Source organism: Streptomyces sp. NPDC001348 (assembly GCF_053597535.1).
This window is the reverse complement of the sequence record NZ_JBSFIK010000005.1, coordinates 264,385-283,737: the sequence shown is the minus strand read 5'-3', so window position 1 is coordinate 283,737 and position 19,353 is coordinate 264,385. Positions and strand designations below refer to the sequence as shown.

The 19,353-nt window shown below is 68.5% G+C and carries 17 protein-coding genes; 13 read left to right on the top strand and 4 right to left on the bottom strand.

Annotated features, from left to right (window positions below; all coding sequences use genetic code 11):
* Positions 1–193: 193 nt before the first annotated feature.
* Together ACWC21_RS08105 and ACWC21_RS08100 are read left to right on the top strand one after the other, a co-directional pair.
* Positions 194–1,798 (top strand): ABC transporter substrate-binding protein, encoded by a 1,605-nt coding sequence (locus ACWC21_RS08105; protein ID WP_450879286.1) that lies wholly within the window; start codon positions 194–196, stop codon positions 1,796–1,798.
* Positions 1,799–1,866: 68 nt separating this feature from the next.
* Positions 1,867–3,450, top strand: a complete 1,584-nt coding sequence (locus ACWC21_RS08100; RefSeq protein ID WP_450879284.1) for an ABC transporter substrate-binding protein — start codon at positions 1,867–1,869, stop codon at positions 3,448–3,450.
* A gap of 73 nt (positions 3,451–3,523) precedes the next feature.
* Here ACWC21_RS08100 and ACWC21_RS08095 read toward each other — a convergent pair whose 3' ends face one another.
* Positions 3,524–4,195, bottom strand: coding sequence for a response regulator (locus ACWC21_RS08095; protein ID WP_450879282.1), 672 nt, complete (start codon positions 4,193–4,195; stop codon positions 3,524–3,526).
* Positions 4,196–4,210: 15 nt separating this feature from the next.
* Positions 4,211–5,260 (bottom strand): RecB family exonuclease, encoded by a 1,050-nt coding sequence (locus tag ACWC21_RS08090; RefSeq protein ID WP_450879280.1) that lies wholly within the window; start codon positions 5,258–5,260, stop codon positions 4,211–4,213.
* A gap of 185 nt (positions 5,261–5,445) precedes the next feature.
* On the opposite strand from ACWC21_RS08090, the gene ACWC21_RS08085 reads away from it, so the two are divergent.
* The 3 genes from ACWC21_RS08085 to ACWC21_RS08075 all read left to right on the top strand — a co-directional run bounded on the left by ACWC21_RS08085 (position 5,446) and on the right by ACWC21_RS08075 (position 8,715).
* Positions 5,446–6,936 (top strand): site-2 protease family protein, encoded by a 1,491-nt coding sequence (locus ACWC21_RS08085; RefSeq protein ID WP_450879278.1) that lies wholly within the window; start codon positions 5,446–5,448, stop codon positions 6,934–6,936.
* 49 nt (positions 6,937–6,985) lie between these two features.
* Entirely contained in the window at positions 6,986–7,888 is a 903-nt protein-coding gene (locus ACWC21_RS08080) for a tRNA (adenine-N1)-methyltransferase (RefSeq protein WP_450879276.1), read from the top strand.
* Between the two features lie 248 nt (positions 7,889–8,136).
* Positions 8,137–8,715: a hypothetical protein gene (locus tag ACWC21_RS08075; protein ID WP_450879274.1), complete on the top strand. Its 579-nt coding sequence runs from the start codon at positions 8,137–8,139 to the stop codon at positions 8,713–8,715.
* 65 nt (positions 8,716–8,780) lie between these two features.
* Here the strand turns inward: ACWC21_RS08075 and ACWC21_RS08070 are convergent, their stop codons facing one another.
* Entirely contained in the window at positions 8,781–9,086 is a 306-nt protein-coding gene (locus ACWC21_RS08070; RefSeq protein WP_450879272.1) for a ferredoxin, read from the bottom strand.
* Positions 9,087–9,329: 243 nt separating this feature from the next.
* On the opposite strand from ACWC21_RS08070, the gene arc reads away from it, so the two are divergent.
* From arc to prcA, 6 genes are all read left to right on the top strand, one after another.
* A complete protein-coding gene (gene arc, locus ACWC21_RS08065) occupies positions 9,330–11,096 on the top strand; it encodes a proteasome ATPase (RefSeq protein ID WP_389147809.1) in 1,767 nt (588 codons plus the stop codon).
* Positions 11,097–11,328: 232 nt separating this feature from the next.
* Positions 11,329–12,840 (top strand): depupylase/deamidase Dop, encoded by a 1,512-nt coding sequence (dop, locus tag ACWC21_RS08060; protein ID WP_450879270.1) that lies wholly within the window; start codon positions 11,329–11,331, stop codon positions 12,838–12,840.
* 189 nt (positions 12,841–13,029) lie between these two features.
* On the top strand, positions 13,030–13,248 hold the full coding sequence (locus ACWC21_RS08055; protein WP_380884004.1) for a ubiquitin-like protein Pup: 219 nt from the start codon (positions 13,030–13,032) through the stop codon (positions 13,246–13,248).
* Between the two features lie 44 nt (positions 13,249–13,292).
* On the top strand, positions 13,293–13,904 hold the full coding sequence (locus tag ACWC21_RS08050; RefSeq protein WP_450879267.1) for an endonuclease VII domain-containing protein: 612 nt from the start codon (positions 13,293–13,295) through the stop codon (positions 13,902–13,904).
* Positions 13,856–14,701: a proteasome subunit beta gene (gene prcB, locus ACWC21_RS08045; RefSeq protein ID WP_450879265.1), complete on the top strand. Its 846-nt coding sequence runs from the start codon at positions 13,856–13,858 to the stop codon at positions 14,699–14,701. Before ACWC21_RS08050 ends, prcB begins: the two co-directional genes overlap by 49 nt.
* A 63-nt stretch (positions 14,702–14,764) precedes the next feature.
* Positions 14,765–15,514: a proteasome subunit alpha gene (gene prcA, locus ACWC21_RS08040; protein ID WP_450879263.1), complete on the top strand. Its 750-nt coding sequence runs from the start codon at positions 14,765–14,767 to the stop codon at positions 15,512–15,514.
* 63 nt (positions 15,515–15,577) lie between these two features.
* On the opposite strand, the gene ACWC21_RS08035 is transcribed toward prcA, so the two are convergent.
* Positions 15,578–16,594, bottom strand: a complete 1,017-nt coding sequence (locus ACWC21_RS08035; protein WP_450879261.1) for a LacI family DNA-binding transcriptional regulator — start codon at positions 16,592–16,594, stop codon at positions 15,578–15,580.
* Positions 16,595–16,715: 121 nt separating this feature from the next.
* Here ACWC21_RS08035 and ACWC21_RS08030 point away from each other — a divergent pair, with 121 nt between their 5' ends.
* Both ACWC21_RS08030 and pafA read left to right on the top strand, forming a co-directional pair.
* Positions 16,716–17,975: an MFS transporter gene (locus ACWC21_RS08030; RefSeq protein WP_450879363.1), complete on the top strand. Its 1,260-nt coding sequence runs from the start codon at positions 16,716–16,718 to the stop codon at positions 17,973–17,975.
* 9 nt (positions 17,976–17,984) lie between these two features.
* Positions 17,985–19,346 carry a Pup--protein ligase gene (gene pafA / locus ACWC21_RS08025; RefSeq protein ID WP_365166794.1) on the top strand — a complete coding sequence of 454 codons (1,362 nt, stop codon included), beginning with the start codon at positions 17,985–17,987 and terminating at the stop codon, positions 19,344–19,346.
* The last annotated feature ends 7 nt before the right edge of the window (positions 19,347–19,353 follow it).

Below are 19,353 nucleotides of genomic sequence, written 5' to 3'. Positions count from 1 at the left end.
CTGCCGCTGTCGGGTTTTCGGTGTGTCCGCACCCGGTTTCACTGCGTGATGGGAACTCAACTCCGTCGGCTGTGAACCCTCGTGCGGGCGCGGACTAACCTCGACGCGAGAACATCGCACTTACCCCGTGACCCGCCGCAACACCCATGCATGCCGGGTACACGGACTCGAACAGCTCTGGAGAAACTCGAGCATGAACCGCAAGACCTTGGTGCTGCCGGCCGTAGCCGGCCTGCTCGCGCCGGTCCTCGCCGCGTGCGGCGGAGAAAACAGCGGGAGCAAGAGCGACGACGCGATCGTCGTCGGCACCACCGACCGGTTCACGGCCACGAAGGACGCCCCGGCCCCGCTCGACCCGGCCTACGCCTACGACGTCGGCACCTGGAACATCCTGCGCCAGACCGTGCAGACCCTCATGATCCAGCCCAAGGGTGAGGGAGACCCCGTACCGGAGGCGGCCGAGAGCTGCGGCTTCACCGACAGCGGCAACGAGCGCTACGCCTGCAAACTCCGCGACGGCCTGAAGTTCGCCAACGGCGACGCCGTCACCGCCAAGGACGTGAAGTACTCGATCGAGCGTGCCCTGCGCATCAACTCCGACAGCGGTGTGGTCGCCCTGCTGTCGACCATCGACACCATCGAGACGCAGGGCGACCGCGAGGTGATCTTCCACCTCAAGACCGCCGACGCCACCTTCCCGTACAAGCTGTCCACTCCGGTCGCGGGCATCGTGAACCCCAAGGACTACCCGAAGGACAAGCTGCGGGACGGCTTCGCGATCGACGGCTCCGGCCCCTACACCTTCCAGGCCGACACCAAGAACGACGAGATCACCACCGCCACCTTCACCAAGAACCCCGACTACAAGGGGAGCCTGAAGGTAAGCAACGACCAGGTGCAGATGCGTTCCTTCGCCGACGCCGACGCCATGGGCGCCGCGATCGACAAGGGTGACATCGACGTCATGACCCGCACCATGTCACCGGCCCAGATCAACAAGCTCGACGCCGGCTCCGACGAGAACGTCGACCTCGTCGACATGCCCGGTCTGGAGATCCGCTACCTGGCCTTCAACACCGACGCGCCCACCGTGAAGACCATGGCGGTCCGTCAGGCGATGGCCCAGCTGATCGACCGCGGCGAGCTCGTCTCCAAGGTGTACGGTTCGCAGGCCGAACCGCTGTACTCGCTGGTCCCGGCCAATGTGACGGGCCACTCCAACTCGTTCTTCAACAAGTACGGCAACCCGAGCGTCAGCAAGGCCAAGTCGCTGCTGGCCAGGGCCGGCATCAACTCCCCGGTGAAGCTGACGCTGCACTACACCACCGACCACTACGGTGCCGCGACCAAGCAGGAGTTCCAGATCCTGCAGAAGCAGCTCAACGCCAGCGGCCTGTTCGACGTCAGCATCCAGGGCGCCCCCTGGGCCACCTTCCGGCCCGCCGAGCAGAAGGGGAAGTACGACGTCTACGGCATGGGATGGTTCCCCGACTTCCCGGACGCCGACAACTTCCTCGCCCCGTTCCTCGACAAGAACAACTTCCTCCGTTCGCCGTACGACAACCCCCAGATCCGCAACACGCTGATCCCTCAGTCCCGCCGTGAGGCCGACCGGCTCAACGCCGCCAAGAACCTGACGGGCATCCAGGACATCGTCGCCGACGAGGTCCCCATCCTGCCGCTGTGGCAGGGCAAGCAGTACGTCGCCGCACGCACCGACATCACAGGCACCTCCTACGCCCTCAACTCCACCTCCACGCTCCAGCTCTGGGAGCTCGGTCGTGGTGTGAGCGGCTGACGCTCCCTCCTCCTGCCCGGGGCCGGTGACCGTGGCCCCGGGTTTCGACGACGACAAAGGCACCTCCAGTGAACATGCGCACTCACTGGCCGGTCCTGCCCATCGTGGCGGGACTGGCCTCCGGCCTGTTGACCGGCTGCGGCTCGGGGACCGGCGACTCCGGTGACACCGGCTCCTCCGTGGTGATGGGGATGTCCGACGACGTCCTCGCCACCGACCCGGCCTCCGGCTACGACCCCGGCTCCTGGCTGCTGTTCAACAACGTCTTCCAGTCGTTGCTGAGCTTCCCCAAGGGCGAGACGGAACCCGAGCCGGAGGCGGCCAAGGAGTGCTCCTTCACGGACACCCAGGCCAAGGTGTACAAGTGCACCCTCAAGGACGGCCTGAAGTTCAGCAACGGTGACGCCCTCACCTCCGAGGACGTCAAGTTCTCCTTCGACCGCATGCTGAAGATCAACGACGCGGCCGGTCCCGCGATCATGTTCCCGATGCTCGACAAGGTCGAGACTCCCGACGCCAAGACGGTGGTGTTCCGGCTGAACGCCCCGGACGCCACCTTCCCCAGCAAGATCGCGTCCGGTGCCGGATCCATCGTCGACCACAGCCAGTACGACGGCGACGCACTGCGCAAGGACCACAAGGCCGTCGGCTCCGGCCCCTACCAGCTGGACTCCTTCGACAACGACCAGGCAGTCTTCTCCGTCAACCCGCACTACAAGGGCACCGCCGAGGTCAAGAACTCCGGCGTGACCCTCAAGTTCTTCCACGGCAAGCAGACCGACCTGGAGAAGGCCCTCGTCAAAGGCGACGTCGACATCGCCTACCGCGGCCTGACCGCCGGCGCCGTCGCCGACATCGAGAAGCAGGACGCGAAGAGCGGCATCGACGTCATCGACGGCACCAGCGCCGAAGTCCAGCACCTCGTCTTCAACATGGACGACCCCGTCGCCGGAAAGCTCGGCGTCCGCAAGGCCATCGCCTACCTGCTCGACCGCGACGCCCTGATCCGCAACGTCTACCAGGACACCGCGACCCCGCTGTACTCGATCATCCCGGCCGGCATCACCGGCCACAACACGGCGTTCTTCGACACCTACGGCGCCCGCCCGTCCCGGACCAAGGCCGCCGCCGCCCTCCACGACGACGGCATCAACGGCAAGGTGAAGCTCACCCTCTGGTCCACCCCCTCCCGCTACGGCCCCGCCACCGACCAGGAACTCAAGGCGATCGCCGCCCAGCTCAACGCCAGCGGCCTGTTCGACGCCGACGTCAAGTCCGTCGCCTACAGCCAGTACGAGAAGGACATCGCGGCCGGCAAGTACGGCGTGTACGTCAAGGGCTGGGTGCCCGACTACCCCGACGCCGACAACTTCACGTCCCCCTTCTTCGGCAAGGGCAACGTGCTGAGCAACCACTACAACAACAGCACGATCACCGCCTCCCTCATCCCCAGCACGGCCGCCCAGAGCGACCGCTCCGCCACCACCAAGGAATTCGCCCGCCTCCAGAAGATCGTCGCCGACGAACTGCCCGTCCTGCCCATCTGGCAGGCCAAGCAGTACGCGGTCGTCCGGGACGGCGTCTACGGCCTGGAGTACTGCCTCGACGCCTCGACCGTCTTCCGGTTCTGGGAACTCAGCAAGGACGACTGACCGACTGCCACACACACCGAAGGGCGCCCCTCTCCTCCGGGAGAGGGGCGCCCTTCGCAGTCACACGGCCGCGCTACTGCGCCCCGGGACGCACCAGCCCGCTTTCGTACGCGTACACCGCGGCCTGCACCCGGTCCCGCAGCCCCAGCTTCGTCAGCACATGCCCCACATGCGTCTTCACCGTCGTCTCGCTCACGAACAGATCAGCGGCGATCTCGGCGTTCGACAGCCCCCGCGCCACCAGCTTCAGCACCTCCACCTCACGATCGGTCAGAGTGTGCAGCGTCTCCGGCACCGGCTCGTCCCCCGAAGGCAGATGCGTGGCGTACTTGTCCAGCAGCCGACGCGTGATGCTCGGCGCGAGCATCGCCTCCCCGGCCGCCACCACCCGAATGGCCTGCACCAGCTCGTCGGCCGGCGCGTCCTTGAGCAGAAAGCCGCTCGCCCCGGCCCGCAGCGCCTCCACCACGTACTCGTCCAGATCGAACGTGGTCAGCACCAGCACCTTCGCCGGGCCGTCCCGGCCGGGACCGGTGATCTGCCGGGTCGCCTCCACCCCGTCCATCCGCGGCATGCGAATGTCCATCAGCACCACATCCGGCTGCAGGGCGCGCACCTGGTCGAGAGCCTGCAGACCGTCTCCGGCCTCGCCCACGACCGCGATGTCCTGCTCCGCCTCCAGGATCATCCGGAACCCGGTACGCAGCAGAGGCTGGTCGTCGACCAGTAGGACGCGGATGGCCACGTAAGTCTCCTTCGGCTAGTCCGGCCCCATTCTGCCCTGCGGAACGGCAGCGGACTCGGCCGCCCTCACCGGCAGCGACTGTGCCTCCCGGGGGGCGACCCCCGGACCCCCGGCCGTAGACCCGTCCGCCGCCCTCACCGGCAGGGGATACGGCGGGGGAGTACCGCCGAACTCCGGGCAGTGCGCCTGGTGGTCGCACCAGCCGCACAGCTTCGTCGGACGCGGCCGCCACTCCCCGCTCTCCGTCGCCCGCCGGATCGCCTCCCACAACGCCAGCAGCTTGCGCTCGACCCGCTCCAGATCGGCCGGCACCGGGTCGTACGTCAGTACGTCGCCACTGCCCAGATACACCAGCTGCAGCCGACGCGGAACCACGTTCTTCAACCGCCACACGACCAGCGCGTAGAACTTCATCTGGAACAGCGCGCCCTCGGCATACTCCGGCCTCGGCGCCTTGCCGGTCTTGTAGTCGACGATCCGCACCTCGCCGGTCGGCGCCACGTCCACCCGGTCGATGATCCCCCGCAACCGCAGCCCCGACTCCAACTCCGCCTCCACGAACAGCTCACGCTCGGCCGGCTCCAGCCGCGCGGGGTCCTCCAGCGTGAACCAACGCTCGACCAGCCGCTCCGCCTCACCCAGCCAGCGGGCCAGCCGCTCACCCTCCGGATCGTCCGCGAACAGCTCCACCACCTCGGGCCGGCTCTCCCGCAGCCGGTCCCACTGACCGGGAATCAGCGCCTTGGCGCGCGGCGCGGTCCGCTCGGCCGCCGGCGCGTCGAAGAGCCGCTCCAGCACCGCATGCACCAGCGTGCCCCTGGTCGCCGCCTCGCTGGGCCGCTCCGGCAGCCGGTCGATCACCCGGAACCGGTACAGCAGCGGGCACTGCATAAAATCACCGGCCCGCGACGGCGACAGCGACGCCGGCGGCACGGCCACCCGCTCACCCGCGGTGCCCGCCGCGGTCACCGTGCCCGCCGAAGCCCCCTCCACCGCGCCCCCCGGCAGCGGATCCGCCCCCGCGTCCGTGCCGCCCCCTGCCGTGCCCTCCATGCTGCTGTCCATGACCACAGACCATACGGCCCGGCACTGACAGTCACCCAGTCACCGGCCACGCCTGTGGACAACCGGCCGCCCAACACGGGGGGTGCCGGGGCGGAACGGACGACGACGGCCGCATACCATCGACCCCGAGACCCTTCCGCCCGGCACCCGGCAGGCGCGGAGGACGCATCGAACGAGGGGACACCGTGGACGTGAGCGGCGCGAGCGGGCAGCCGCGGTCCGGCGACGACGAGCCGACCCAGCACCCCGCGAGTCCAACGGCCCCGGCCACCGACCACCCCGGGCCCGAGCCCCACGACACCCCCGCACCGCCCGGCCCCGCCGACGAACCCCCCGGCGCTCCCGAACCGGCACCCGCCGACACACCCCCCGAGGCCCGCCCCGGCGACGACGACCGCCCCGCCGGCACCCCCGACGCCCCGGACACCTCACCGCACCCCGCCACCCGGCCCACCGGCAACGCCCCCGCCGGACCCGGACCGGCGAAGAGCCGCCCACCCCGCCGCCCCCGCGAACCCGGCGGCGGCATGCTCATGGGACGCCCCTTCGGCGTACCCGTGTACGTCGCACCCAGCTGGTTCCTCGTCGCCGCACTGATCACCTGGGTGTTCGGCGGACAGCTCGACCGCGTCCTGCCCGAGCTCGGCGCCGCCCGCTACCTCGTCTCCCTCTTCTTCGCCGTCGCCTTCTACGCCTCCGTCCTCATCCACGAACTCGCCCACACCGTCGCCGCCCTCCGCTTCCGACTCCCCGTCCGCCGCATCCAGCTCCAGTTCTTCGGCGGCGTCTCCGAAATCGAGAAGGAAGCCGAAACCCCCGGACGGGAATTCGTACTCGCGTTCGTCGGCCCCCTGCTCTCCCTCGTCCTCGCCGGCCTGTTCTACCTCGCCATGCAGCCCGTCGCACCCGGCACCGTCCCCGGCGTCCTCCTCGCCGGCCTGATGATCTCCAACCTCATCGTCGCCGCCTTCAACCTCCTGCCCGGCCTCCCCCTCGACGGCGGTCGCATGCTCCGCGCCGTCGTCTGGAAAATCACCGGCAAACCCATGACCGGCACCATCGCCGCCGCCTGGGTCGGCCGCGCCCTCGCCGTCACCGTCCTCATCGGCCTCCCCCTCCTCACCCAGTCCGGCGCACTCGGCACCACCGCCGAGGACAACGTCGGCATGGACACCGTCACCGACGCCCTGCTCGCCGCCATCCTCGCCGCGATCATCTGGACCGGCGCCGGCAACAGCCTCCGCATGGCCCGGCTCCGCGAACACCTCCCCGAACTCCGCGCCCGCACCCTCACCCGCCGCGCCGTCCCCGTCGAAACCCACACCCCCCTCTCCGAAGCCCTGCGCCGCGCCAACGCCGCCGGCGCCCGCGCCCTCGTCGTCGTCGACGCCGACGGCAACCCCCTCTCCCTCGTCCGCGAAGCCGCCATCGTCGGCGTACCCGAACACCGCCGACCCTGGGTCACCGTCGGCGGACTCGCCCAGGACCTCACCGACGGCATGCGCGTCTCCGCCGAACTCGCCGGCGAAGACCTCCTCGACGCCCTGCGCGCCACCCCCGCCACCGAATACCTGGTCGTCGAGGACACCGGCGAGATCTACGGCGTCCTGTCCGCCGCCGACGTGGAACGCGCCTTCGTCAAGGCCATGGCCCGCCCCACCCCCTCGTCCCCCTGACCCCACCCGGATGGTCGGCGACCCCCGCAAACGCCGGTAGGCTGGTCACATGTCCGAACCGACCGGTGCCGCCCGCAGGCGCGGGCCCTTCAAGGTCGGGGACCAGGTACAGCTGACCGACCCCAAGGGCCGCCACTACACGTTCACACTCGAGGCCGGGAAGAACTTCCACACCCACAAGGGTTCCTTCCCGCACGACGAACTGATCGGCGCTCCCGAGGGCAGCGTTGTCCGCACCACCGGAAACGTCGCCTACCTCGCGCTGCGCCCCCTGCTCCCCGACTACGTCCTGTCCATGCCCCGCGGGGCAGCCGTCGTCTACCCCAAGGACGCCGGGCAGATCCTCGCCTTCGCCGACATCTTCCCCGGCGCCCGCGTCGTCGAGGCCGGCGTCGGCTCCGGCTCGCTCAGCAGCTTCCTGCTGCGCGCCATCGGCGACCAAGGCATGCTGCACAGCTACGAGCGCCGCGAGGACTTCGCCGAGATCGCCAAGCAGAACGTCGAGCGCTACTTCGGCGGCCCCCACCCCGCCTGGCAGCTCACCGTCGGCGACCTCCAGGACAACCTGACCGACACCGACGTCGACCGCGTCATCCTCGACATGCTCGCCCCCTGGGAATGCCTGGAGGCCGTCTCCAAGGCACTCGTCCCCGGCGGCATCCTCTGCTGCTACGTGGCCACCACCACCCAGCTCGCCCGGACCGTGGAGTCCATCCGCGAGATCGGCTGCTTCAACGAGCCGACCTCCTGGGAGACCATGATCCGCAACTGGCACATCGAGGGCCTGGCCGTCCGCCCCGACCACCGGATGATCGGCCACACCGGCTTCCTCCTCACCGCCCGCCGCCTCGCCGACGGTGTCGAACCCCCCATGCGCCGCCGCCGCCCCGCCAAGGGCGCCTACGGCGAGGACTACGCCGGCCCCAACGCCGACGGAGGCACCGGCCGCTGAGGTGGCCCCCTCACCGCACCACCGCCCCCCTCGGGAGCATTTGCCACACCAGCCGCACCAACGCACGGGCGCCACCGCCAAGTTCCCCCGACCCACCCGGAACCAGGCCACCGCGCCCGTGCGTTGACGGAGCACCAGGACCCGAGCCCACCCGGCGAAGGAACCCTGACCCCGCCGTTCCCCCCGACTGTGACCTGTGGCACCATGCTGGCCACCCACCGGCACAGCCCTCCCAGGAGACGCTCCTAGTGCAGCAATCCGCCGTCCCGGAACTCGCTCACGCCCAGCCCCGCCCCATCCACTGGCTCGCCACCGCCACAGCCGTCGCCGCCGTAGTGGCCCTCTCCTCCGCCCTGCAGCCCGGATCCGCCACCGCCGCCCAGCCGGCCACCGGCACCACCGCGAAAACCGCCCCGGCCGCCGCAGCGCCACCCACCACAGGCGTCGCCTTCCCCCTCCGATGCGGACGCGTGAAAGCAGTCGTCGCCAAGAAGGCGACCGGAGACCTCGACGGCGACGGCAACCCCGAAACGGTCGCCGTCGTCCACTGCGACTCCGCCATGGGCACCCCACCCGACGCCGTCTACGTCCTCACCCGCGCCGCCGGCACCGGCACACCACGCGTCGTCGCCACCCTCGTCGACCCCAAGGACCGCCTCAACGTCACCGACTTCACCGTCCGCGCCCAAGCCGTCACCGCAACCCTGCTCGGTTACTCCTCGTCCGACGTACCGAGTTGCTGCCCCGACCTCAAGACCCCCGCCAAGTGGCAATGGCAGAACGGCGCCTTCATCCGCTCCACCCCCGCCGACGCCCACAGCGTCTGAAACCACCCCACCCCGCCCACCACATGTGAGAAATCAGACAATGCTCACGGTGCGTACTCGAAGAGTCACTCCGCGTCCGGCCCGTAAATCTCCACCTTGTCCAAAACCCGACGCACATGGATGCACTCACCCGGGCACTCCCGCGCCGAGTCCACCACATCCGTCACAAGCGGCAACGGGACAGGCACCGTAGCCCCCTTGGCCTGCAGCAACTCCTCGTCCCCGCCCTTCACGTAGGCCAGACCGTCGATGTCCAGCTCGAACACCTCCGGCGCGTACTGGGCACAGATCCCGTCGCCCGTACACAGATCCTGGTCGATCCAGACCTCCAGCGCCTCACTGCCGCTTCGGTCCGCCTGCTGCACGGTCATCTCTCCTGCCGTTTGAACGCCAAGCCGGTGGGAATCCGGCCAGCTCTGACGGGTGTTGAACGCCCCGACCCTACCTCCGTCGGCTTCCCCGACACGTTCGGTGGGTATTCCCCTGATGCGAGGGAGAGCGCAAGGGTGAAGATCGGACACTCCTCCACAGTCTTTGTGATCTAGGGGTTTCAATCGGCACCCACCCAGGTAGGGTCTGGAAGCGTCCAGCTCCCCTTGGAGGAGGTGAGGACCGTGGCAGCCCACGACGACGACATGAACCGCGGCATCCGCCCGGGACGGGGGTCCGACGACCCGGCCGGGCAGATCGCCTATCTTGAGCAGGAGATCGCCGTCCTGCGACGCAAGCTCGCCGACTCTCCGCGACACACGAGAATTCTCGAAGAGCGGATCGTCGAGCTGCAGACCAACCTGGCCGGCGTGTCCGCCCAGAACGAGCGACTCGCCAACACACTCCGCGAGGCCCGCGACCAGATCGTGGCCCTCAAGGAAGAAGTCGACCGGCTCGCCCAGCCACCGGCCGGCTTCGGTGTCTTCCTGCAGGCCAACGAGGACGGCACCGCCGACATCTTCACCGGAGGCCGCAAACTCCGCGTGAACGTCAGCCCGAGCGTCGAAGTCGACGACCTCAGGCGCGGCCAGGAAGTAATGCTCAACGAAGCGCTCAACGTGGTCGAAGCCATGGAGTTCGAGCGCGTCGGGGACATCGTCACCCTCAAGGAGATCCTCGAGGACGGCGAGCGCGCCCTGGTGCTCGGGCACACCGACGAGGAACGGGTGGTACGGCTCGCCGAGCCGCTGCTGGACGTCACCATCCGCCCCGGCGACGCCCTGCTGCTCGAACCCCGCTCAGGCTACGTGTACGAGATCGTTCCGAAGAGCGAGGTCGAGGAACTCGTCCTCGAAGAGGTCCCCGACATCGGCTACGAGCAGATCGGCGGACTCGGCGGCCAGATCGAAGCCATCCGCGACGCCGTCGAGCTCCCCTACCTCTACCCGGACCTGTTCAAGGAGCACGAACTGCGCCCGCCCAAGGGCGTCCTCCTCTACGGGCCCCCCGGATGCGGCAAGACGCTCATCGCCAAGGCCGTCGCCAATTCGCTGGCCAAGAAGGTCGCCGAAGTCACCGGCCAAGCCGCGGGCAAGAGCTTCTTCCTCAACATCAAGGGCCCCGAGCTCCTGAACAAGTACGTCGGCGAGACCGAACGGCAGATCCGCCTCGTCTTCCAGCGCGCCCGGGAAAAGGCCAGCGAAGGCACCCCCGTGATCGTCTTCTTCGACGAGATGGAGTCCCTCTTCCGCACCCGGGGATCCGGCGTCAGCTCGGACGTGGAGAACACCATCGTCCCCCAGCTCCTCGCCGAGATCGACGGCGTGGAAGGCCTGCAGAACGTGGTCGTCATCGGCGCCTCGAACCGCGAGGACATGATCGACCCCGCCATCCTGCGCCCCGGCCGACTCGACGTGAAGATCAAGATCGAACGCCCGGACGCCGAAGCGGCCAAGGACATCTTCGGGAAGTACCTCACCGAGCGCCTCCCGCTCCACGCCGACGACCTCGGCGAGCACAGCGGCGACAAGGGCCTCACAGTCCAGAGCATGATCCAGACCGCGGTCGAGCACATGTACGCCGAATCCGAGGAGAACCGCTTCCTGGAGGTCACCTACGCCAACGGTGACAAGGAAGTCCTCTACTTCAAGGACTTCAACTCCGGCGCCATGATCGAAAACATTGTCGGACGCGCCAAGAAAATGGCGATCAAGGAATTCCTCGACAACAACCAGAAGGGACTCCGCGTCTCCCACCTCCTCCAGGCATGCGTGGACGAGTTCAAGGAGAACGAAGACCTCCCCAACACCACCAACCCCGACGACTGGGCCCGAATCTCCGGAAAGAAGGGCGAACGGATCGTCTACATCCGCACCCTCATCACCGGAAAGCAGGGCGCGGACACCGGACGCTCCATCGACACGGTGGCGAACACCGGTCAGTACCTGTAAAGACAGGGCGGCTGCGGGTGCCCACCACGGGTACCCGCAGCCGAGTGTTTTCCAGGCACAGCTGAAGCACGCAAATGACGCAAATGATCTCCCCACCAGCGCAAAGGCGTTCTAGGCTCATTCCTACCGCCGAGTCGCGCAGTGCGGGGACGGGCACCGCACACGCACCGGAGCGCCAGCGGTAACTGAGCGGCGCCCACGACCGAGGGCGCCGCCGGGCAAGGAGGGCCGCATGACCGTACGGCGAGTAATGGGCATCGAGACGGAGTACGGGATCTCCGTCCCCGGCCACCCCAACGCCAATGCCATGCTCACCTCATCCCAGATCGTCAACGCCTACGCCGCGGCGATGCACCGGGCCCGCCGGGCCCGCTGGGACTTCGAGGAGGAGAACCCGCTGCGCGACGCACGAGGCTTCGACCTCGCCCGCGAGGCCGCCGACTCCAGCCAGCTCACCGACGAGGACATCGGCCTCGCCAACGTGATCCTCACCAACGGCGCCCGCCTCTACGTCGACCACGCACACCCCGAATACAGTGCCCCCGAGGTCACCAACCCCCGCGACGCCGTCCTCTGGGACAAGGCCGGCGAACGCATCATGGCCGAGGCCGCCGAACGAGCCGCCCAGCTCCCCGGAGCCCAGCCCATCCACCTCTACAAGAACAACACCGACAACAAGGGCGCCTCCTACGGCACGCACGAGAACTACCTGATGAAGCGGGAAACCGCCTTCTCCGACATCGTGCGCCACCTCACGCCCTTCTTCGTCTCCCGCCAGGTCTTCGCCGGCGCCGGCCGCGTCGGCATCGGCCAGGACGGCCACGAACACGGCTTCCAGCTCAGCCAGCGGGCGGACTACTTCGAGGTGGAGGTCGGCCTCGAGACGACCCTGAAGCGCCCCATCATCAACACCCGCGACGAACCCCACGCCGACGCGGAGAAATACCGCCGCCTCCACGTGATCATCGGCGACGCCAACCTCTCCGAGATCTCCACCTACCTCAAGCTGGGCACGACCTCCCTGGTCCTCTCCATGATCGAAGACGGCTTCATCGCCGTCGACCTGGCCGTCGACCAGCCCGTACGCACGCTCCACCAGGTCTCCCACGACCCGTCCCTCAAGCGACTCGTCACCCTCCGCAGCGGCCGCACACTCACCGCCGTCCAACTCCAGATGGAGTACTACGAGCTCTCCCGCAAGTACGTCGAGGAACGCTTCGGCGCCGACGCCGACGAACAGACCAAGGACGTCCTGTCCCGCTGGGAGGACACCCTCAGCCGGCTCGAGAACGACCCCATGAGCCTCGCGGGAGAACTCGACTGGGTCGCCAAGCGCGAACTCATGGAGGGCTACCGCCGCCGCGACAACCTCGACTGGGACGCCGCCCGGCTCCACCTCGTCGACCTCCAGTACGCCGACGTACGCCCCGAGAAGGGCCTGTACAACCGCCTGGTGGCCCGCGGACGCATCAAGCGCCTCCTGGACGAGACCGAGGTCGAACGGGCCCGTACGAAGCCGCCTGAGGACACCCGCGCCTACTTCCGCGGACGCTGCCTGGAGCAGTACGCCGACGACGTCGCCGCGGCCTCCTGGGACTCGGTGATCTTCGACCTCCCGGGCCGGGACTCCCTCCAGCGCGTCCCAACCCTGGAACCACTTCGCGGAACGCGAAATCACGTCAAGGAACTACTGGACCGCTGCCGCACGGCCGAGGACCTGGTCAGGGTCCTCTCCGGCGGCTGAGCGGGTACTCGAACCGCTCGGGCGCACGGGGTGCAAACCCCCGGCGCGCGGGAATCATCGAGGTGGCCCTCGCACGTTGTACGAACTGCGGGGCCGATGTCGGACCCGGCTTGTAGGGTCTGATCATCACCGATCGGCAGGAATGCCGACCTGTCGACCATGTCGGGCGAACTGAGCGGGGTGAGGGTCATGGCAACCAAGGACACCGGCGGCGGCCAGCAGAAGGCGACGCGTTCCACCGAGGAGGTCGAGGAGCAGGCGCAGGAGGCGCAGGGCTCGGAGGACCTCAAGGAGCGGCACGAGAAGCTGAGCGATGACGTGGACTCGGTGCTGGACGAGATCGATGACGTACTCGAGGAAAATGCCGAGGATTTCGTTCGGAGCTTCGTGCAGAAAGGTGGCGAGTAGAGGTTCTGCGGACATCTTTACCTTCGAATTGAAGGTTGCGGGGGATGAAGGTAGCCGACGAGCCGAACTCCAAGCACTGCGCGGGGTGTAAGCGCGACTTGCCGCCCGCGGCATTCGCGAGAGACAAGAACCGGCGTGATGGCCTCCAGCCGCGATGTCGGGAGTGCGTGGCTGAGTACAGCGCCGCGCACTACCGGCGCCGCCGTGAGGCCATGGGTAAGCCGGTGCGAGAGAAGGTGGAGGTTCCGGCCGGGCACAAGCTCTGCCGGACATGCGGCGAGGTCAAGCCTCACAGCGACTGGCACCGCAACGCCACGGCATCCGACGGGTTGTCCACACGCTGCAAGGCGTGCCGGGTGGCCCAGGGACGACAGGGCCACCTGAAGCGCCAGTACGGCCTCACCGAAGCCGAGCGTGACGAGTTGATCGCCGCCCAAGGGGGCGTCTGCTGCATATGTCTTGCGGCTCCGCCCGCACATGTGGATCACTGCCATGAGACGGGTAGGGTCCGTGGCGTACTGTGCTTCAGCTGCAACGCCGCGCTGGGGCAGTTCAAGGATCAGCCCGATGCCATAAGGCGGGCTGCTGCATACGTGGAAGGAAACGCGTGGAAGCCAACACTCGTAGCACCGGGCGTCTACCAGCTGCCTTCCTGACGCCAGGGTCCTCCTCCTTCATGGACTTCCTGTCCGAGCACCAGCCGGAGATGCTCCCGGGCAACCGGCAGCTGCCGCCCACCCAAGGTGTCATCGAGGCTCCCCACGGCACCACCATCGTCGCCGTGACCTTCCCCGGCGGCGTGGTGCTCGCCGGTGACCGCCGGGCCACGATGGGCAACGTGATCGCTCAGCGGGACATCGAGAAGGTGTTCCCGGCGGACGAGTACTCCGCGGTCGGCATCGCCGGCACGGCCGGTCTCGCCGTGGAGATGGTCAAGCTGTTCCAGCTGGAGCTGGAGCACTTCGAGAAGGTCGAGGGCGCCCAGCTGTCGCTGGAGGGCAAGGCGAACCGCCTGTCGACCATGATCCGCTCCAACCTGGGCATGGCCATGCAGGGCCTGGCCGTGGTGCCGCTCTTCGCGGGCTACGACGTGGACCGCGAGAAGGGCCGCATCTTCTCCTACGACGTCACGGGTGGCCGTTCCGAGGAGCACAACTTCGCGGCCACCGGTTCCGGCTCGATCTTCGCGCGCGGTGCGATGAAGAAGCTGTTCCGTGACGACCTGACCGAGGAGCAGGCCACGACGCTCGTGGTGCAGGCGCTGTACGACGCGGCTGACGACGACTCGGCGACCGGTGGTCCCGATGTCGCCCGCCGGATCTACCCCATCGTCACCGTGATCACCGAGGACGGTTTCCGTCGGTTGACCGACGACGAGTCCTCCGAGGTCGCCCGTGCGGTGCTCCAGCGTCGGCTGGAGGAGCCGGACGGGCCCAAGGCCGCCCTGCTCTGAGAGCGGGCCGGGATCTTGGTGAAGGTGATCGCAGTGACTTCCACAGAAAGGGACGGATAACCGGTGTCGACGCCGTTCTATGTATCGCCCCAGCAGGCGATGGCCGACCGGGCGGAGTACGCCCGGAAGGGCATCGCCCGTGGCCGCAGTCTTGTGGTGCTCCAGTACGCCGACGGCATCGTGTTCGTCGGTGAGAATCCGTCCCGTGCGCTGCACAAGTTCAGTGAGATCTACGACCGGATCGGTTTCGCGGCCGCCGGTAAGTACAACGAGTACGAGAATCTGCGGATCGGCGGGGTGCGGTACGCCGACCTGCGGGGTTACACCTACGACCGGGACGACGTGACCGCGCGTGGTCTCGCGAACGTCTACGCGCAGACGCTGGGCACGATCTTCTCGAGCGCGGGGGAGAAGCCGTACGAGGTGGAGCTGGTGGTCGCCGAGGTGGGGGAGGCCCCGGAGGGTGACCAGATCTATCGGCTGCCGCACGACGGTTCGATCGTGGACGAGCACGGTTCGGTGGCGGTCGGTGGCAACGCCGAGCAGATCAGCAGTTTCCTCGATCAGCGTCACCGGGACGGGATGTCGCTGGCGGAGGCGCTGAAGCTGGCGGTGCAGGCTCTGTCCCGGGACACCAACGGCAGTGAGCGGGAGATTCCCGCGGAGCGGCTGGAGGTGGCGGTTCTGGACCGTACGCGTCCGCAGAAGCGCAAGTTCAAGCGGATCGTGGGTCGTCAGCTGGCCCGTCTGCTGGAGGCGAACGGCGCGAGCACGGAGGCGGAGAGCGCGGAGGAGTCCGACGCCGACGAGTAGGGGTCCGTCTCGTCCTGCCGTCCTGGTGTGCCCCGGCCGTGTCGCGGCCGGGGCACAGGCGTGTCAGGGGGCGCCTGGTGGGGCCGTGGAGCCTCTTACGACCAGGTGGACGGGGATGTCGGCGCGCGCGGGTTCGCGGTCCTCCAGGACCGCGAGGAGGGCTTCCATGCCGCGTTCGCCGAACAGTTCGGCGTCCAGGCGGACGGTGGTGAGCTCGGGGTCGATCGCGGTGGCGAGGGCGAGGTCGTCGAGGCCGGTGACGGAGATGTCCTCGGGGATGCGCAGGCCGAGGCGGCGGAGGGCCTTGTAGGCGCCGGCGGCGAGTTTGTCGTCGTCGCAGACGAGGGCGGTGGGGCGGGGGCCGGGGCCGGCGAGTGCGGCTTCGGTGGCGGTGCGGGCGCCTTCGATGGAGATGGGTGCGCGGACGGTGCGGATGGTGGTGTCCGGGAGGGCGCCGACGCGTGCCGTCAGTTCACGGGTGCGTACCTCGAAGGTCCAGGAGGCGACGTCGGCGGCGAGGTGGAGGAAGTGCCGGTGGCCCAGGTCGAGCAGGTGTTGGGCCACCTGGCGTACCCCGTCCGCGATGTCCAGGTTGACGGTGGCGGAGCCGGGGCTGCCTTCGGGGTCGCTGTCGAGCATGACGAGGGGGAGTTGGTCGCCGCGGAGGGCGGTGAGGGCGTCGGCGGCCATGGAGGAGGCGATGATGCCGTCGAGGGCGGCCTGGGCGGAGGCGAAGGGGTCGCGGGCGGGGCCGATGCCTTCGGGGGAGGGGTAGAGGACGACGCCGAAGCCGTGCTGGGCGGCGACGCGGGCGGCGCCGGTGTAGACGCCGGCGAAGAACTCGGTGGTGAGGGCGGGGACGACGAGGAGGACGGTGCGGGTGCGGCCGAGGCGGAGGTTGCGGGCGGCGAGGTTGGGGCGGTAGCCGAGGGTGCGTGCGGCTTCTCGGACGCGTTCGGCGGTGGTTGCGGAGACGCGGCCGCGCCATTTGTCGCCGAGGACGAGTGAGACGGCTGCTTGTGAGACTCCGGCGGCCTGGGCGACGTCCCTGCTCGTCGGGCGCGTGCTGCTGCCTGCCACCGTGGGTTGCTCCTTCGTCGCCCTGGTGCGCGCCGGTCTATCGCCTGGACGCGTCACAGCGCACATGGTACGTATGGCACGTCGGCGTTATACGTAACACCTGGAGGTGGCAGTGGCAGCGGTGGCCGCGGGATACCTGGAGATCCTCAGGGCGAGGCATGCGGTCCGGCTGCTGACCGGGACTCTGGTGGGCCGGCTGCCGAGCGCCACCGCCGCCATCGTGCTGGTGCTCTTCGTCCGCGCCGAGGGGGGCACGTACAGCCTGGCCGGGGCGCTGGCGGCGGTCTACGGCGTCGCCACCGCCGTGGGGCAGCCGGTGCTGGGGCGACTGGTGGATCTGTACGGGCAGCCGCGCGTGCAGTTGCCCGCGGCCGTGGCCTCCGCCCTGGCGATGGCGGTGTTCGCCTTCACGGGTACCGACCCGCTGCCGCTCGCCTGCGCCGCCGTCGCGGCGGCTGGGCTGTTCACCCCGCCGCTGGAGGGTGGTCTGCGCGCGCTGTGGCCGTCCGTGCTGCGGCGCGAGGACCAGGTGCACACGGCGTACGCGATGGATGCCGTGGCGCAGGAGGTGATGTTCACGGTTGGCCCGCTGCTGGTGACGCTGTGCGTGTCGCTGTGGTCGGAGCGGGCCGCGCTGTTGGTGCTGAACGCGGTGGGGGTGCTGGGTGCGCTTTCGGTGGTGGTCTCGCCGCCCTCGCGCGCGTGGCGTTCGGCGCCTCGTGAGGCGCACTGGCTGGGGGCTCTGCGTTCGCCCGGTCTGCTGGTGCTGCTGGGGGCCTTTCTGTTCGTGGGGATCGCGCTCGGTTCCATCACGGTGGCCTCGGTGCCGTACGCCGACGGGCATGGCGGGGACGCGGTGTACGGCTGGCTGATGGCGGCGCTGGGTCTGGGGGCGCTGGTGGGTGGCACGGTGTACGGGGCGCGGCAGTGGAGTGGTGTGCCGGAGCGGCGACTGAGGGTGCTGGTGGGGCTTCTGGCGGTGTGTTATCTGCCGTTGGTGCTGATGCCGGGTGCGGTGGCGATGGTGCTGTTGACGGCGGTGTCGGGGGTGTTTCTGGCGCCGTGCATCGCTTGTGCGTTCGTGATCGTGGACCGGCATGCGCCGAGCGGGACGGTCACGGAGGCGTTCTCCTGGCTGGTGACGACGTTCACGGTGGGTGCGTCGGTGGGAACGGGCCTGGCGGGTCCGGTGGTCGAGGCGGGTGGCGCGCTGTGGGGTTTCGCCGTGCCGGGGGCGGCGGGGGCGGTGTCGTTGCTGGTCCTGTTGGGCGCCGGCGGGGTCCTCGCAGCTCCCCCTGGGGGCGGGGTGGTTGCGGCTTCATCGGAAAATGATCCAAATCGTGCTGCCGAACCCCGTTTCAGCTCGGGGGATCGGGCGTAATGTTCAGTCATGGACCGCCGCATTTTCGGGCTGGAGAACGAGTACGGTGTCACGTGCACGTTCAGGGGACAGCGCCGTCTGTCGCCTGACGAGGTGGCGCGGTACCTCTTCCGCCGTGTCGTGTCATGGGGCCGCAGCAGTAATGTCTTTCTGCGAAACGGCGCCCGGCTCTATCTCGACGTGGGCTCACATCCGGAATACGCGACACCCGAATGTGACAATGTGATCGAACTGGTCACCCACGACAAGGCCGGCGAGCGCATTCTGGAAGGACTCCTGGTAGACGCCGAACGACGCCTGCACGAGGAAGGAATCGCGGGCGACGTCTACCTCTTCAAGAACAACACGGACTCGGCGGGCAACTCCTACGGCTGCCACGAGAACTATCTCGTCGCGCGGCACGGGGAGTTCTCCCGGCTCGCGGACATCCTCATCCCGTTCCTGGTCACGCGCCAGTTGCTGTGCGGGGCGGGCAAGGTGCTGCAGACGCCGCGTGGTGCGGTGTACTGCGTGAGTCAGCGGGCGGAGCACATCTGGGAGGGAGTCTCCTCGGCGACGACCCGCTCGAGGCCCATCATCAACACGCGTGACGAACCGCACGCGGACGCCGAGCGGTACCGCCGTCTGCATGTCATCGTGGGCGACTCGAACATGTCGGAGACGACGATGCTGCTGAAGGTCGGTGCGACCGACCTGGTGCTGCGCATGATCGAGGCGGGCACGGTGATGCGGGATCTCACCCTGGAGAACCCGATCCGGGCGATCCGTGAGGTCAGCCACGACATCACCGGTCGGCGCAAGGTGCGGCTGGCCAGTGGGCGGGAGGCCTCGGCGCTGGAGGTGCAGCGGGAGTACTACGAGAAGGCCGTGGACTTCTGTGAGCGCCGTGGTATCCGTACGGGCACGGTCGAGCAGGTGCTGGAGTTGTGGGGCCGTACGCTGGACGCGATCGAGGCCGAGGATCTCGACCGTATCGGTACCGAGATCGACTGGGTGATGAAGTACAAGCTCATCGAGCGGTACCGGGCCAAGCACAACATGACGATGTCGCATCCGCGGGTCGCCCAGATAGACCTCGCTTATCACGACATCCACCGTCGTCGTGGTCTGTACTACCTGTTGGAGAAGAAGGGCCAAGCCACCCGGATCTGCAACGACTTGAAGATCTTCGAGGGCAAGTCGGTGCCGCCGCAGACCACTCGGGCGCGGCTGCGTGGTGACTTCATCCGGCGGGCGCAGGAGCAGCGCCGGGACTTCACGGTGGACTGGGTGCATCTGAAGCTCAATGACCAGGCGCAGCGCACGGTGTTGTGCAAGGACCCGTTCCGTTCGGTGGACGACCGGGTGGAGAAGCTGATCGCCGGGATGTGAGCCGGCA

What these genes read in the sequence shown, in the direction of transcription:
- ACWC21_RS08105 (WP_450879286.1), top strand. Translation starts at nt 194, where the DNA reads ATGAACCGCAAGACCTTGGTGCTGCCGGCCGTAGCCGGCCTGCTCGCG.
- ACWC21_RS08055 (WP_380884004.1), top strand. Translation starts at nt 13,030, where the DNA reads ATGGCAACCAAGGACACCGGCGGCGGCCAGCAGAAGGCGACGCGTTCC.
- ACWC21_RS08090 (WP_450879280.1), bottom strand. Translation starts at nt 5,260, where the DNA reads ATGGACAGCAGCATGGAGGGCACGGCAGGGGGCGGCACGGACGCGGGG.
- ACWC21_RS08050 (WP_450879267.1), top strand. Translation starts at nt 13,293, where the DNA reads ATGAAGGTAGCCGACGAGCCGAACTCCAAGCACTGCGCGGGGTGTAAG.
- ACWC21_RS08080 (WP_450879276.1), top strand. Translation starts at nt 6,986, where the DNA reads ATGTCCGAACCGACCGGTGCCGCCCGCAGGCGCGGGCCCTTCAAGGTC.
- ACWC21_RS08070 (WP_450879272.1), bottom strand. Translation starts at nt 9,086, where the DNA reads ATGACCGTGCAGCAGGCGGACCGAAGCGGCAGTGAGGCGCTGGAGGTC.
- pafA (WP_365166794.1), top strand. Translation starts at nt 17,985, where the DNA reads ATGGACCGCCGCATTTTCGGGCTGGAGAACGAGTACGGTGTCACGTGC.
- dop (WP_450879270.1), top strand. Translation starts at nt 11,329, where the DNA reads ATGACCGTACGGCGAGTAATGGGCATCGAGACGGAGTACGGGATCTCC.